Raw genomic sequence first — 1,155 nt, 5'->3', positions numbered from 1 at the left:
GCCTTGATGCGGGCGACGATCTCGTCGAGCGAGAACGGCTTGGTGACGTAGTCGTCGCCGCCGACGGTGAGGCCGGTGATCTTGTCCTCCGTGTCGTCCTTCGCCGTGAGGAACAGGATCGGCGAGGTGTAGCCCGAGGAACGGAGGCGCTTGGTGACGCCGAAGCCGTTCATGTCGGGCAGCATCACGTCGAGCACGATGACATCGGGCTGGAACTCCCTGGCCGCGAACAGCACGTCGCGACCACGGTGCACGGACCGCACGGCCCAGCCGTCGCCCGCGAACGCCAGGGCGACGGCATCGGCCAGGGCGTGCTCGTCGTCGACGACGAGGGCGCGGACGGGGGAGCCGTCGGTGCGCTGCAGCGGGTGGCCGGGCATGTCCCGGAGCCTATCCACCGCGCCCCCGTCGCCGGTCACTCCGTGCTGCTCAGGTCGTAGACGGTCTGGCCGCCGACCGTCGTCGACTCGTAGTTCGCCGCGACCCACTCCTGGATCGCCGACGCGGTCCGGTTGGTGGCCGACCCCGAGGTCGTCGCGGTGACCGGGCCGGGCCGGCCTCGTGGCGGTGGCCCCGTGGTGCGACGGCTGTGGGACGCCGTGTACATGGGCCCGTACTTCGTCCTGATGTGGAGCGCGCTCGGGCGCCCGCCGCTGTTCGGGTCCGCCATGGCGATGCGCCGGTCGACCTGGGCCGCGGTCGCCCGCAGGGTGCACCGCGGCGACGCCGAGGTGCACGACGACGTCGACCTGAGCATGCAGCTCGACCCGGCCTGGCGGGTGGTGGCCGACCCCGTGCTCACGGTGCAGGTGTCTGCGCGACCGTTGGCGGGCCTCCCGTCCGTCTGGGTCCGGACGCGACGTGCCTTCCACACGTTCCGCGTGAACGGCCGACGGGCGAACCCGGTGCGCCGGTGGGCGCGACGGCTGCGCGCACGGTCGCGGTCGCCGCAGTGGTGGCGCAGCCGCTGACCGACGGGGTCGGGGGACAACGAATCGGTGACGGTCTCAGCCACCGCGGCCCCCGGTCGGTACGTTCGTGAGCGACGGTCATCACCTGACGCGACCGGACGAAGGGGAACCATGCGCCACACGATCGTGCTCACTGCCCTGGTGGCTGCGGGTCTCGCCCTGACCGGCTGCGCCACCACTGCGG

Annotated in this window: 2 protein-coding genes; one reads left to right on the top strand and one right to left on the bottom strand. The window is 72.4% G+C overall.

Annotated elements, in window-relative coordinates; all coding sequences use genetic code 11:
- Positions 1-380 (bottom strand): response regulator (locus tag BACI9J_RS23205; protein WP_159736699.1); only part of this gene is annotated, 380 nt, incomplete at its 3' end.
- Between the two features lie 135 nt (positions 381-515).
- Here BACI9J_RS23205 and BACI9J_RS23200 point away from each other — a divergent pair.
- On the top strand, positions 516-971 hold the full coding sequence (locus BACI9J_RS23200) for a hypothetical protein (RefSeq protein ID WP_159736698.1): 456 nt from the start codon (positions 516-518) through the stop codon (positions 969-971).
- Positions 972-1,155: the final 184 nt, after the last annotated feature.

It is taken from the genome of Arthrobacter sp. 9V, from assembly GCF_902506065.1.
Lineage (GTDB): Bacteria > Actinomycetota > Actinomycetes > Actinomycetales > Micrococcaceae > Arthrobacter.
This window is presented reverse-complemented; position numbering and strand designations above follow the sequence as displayed.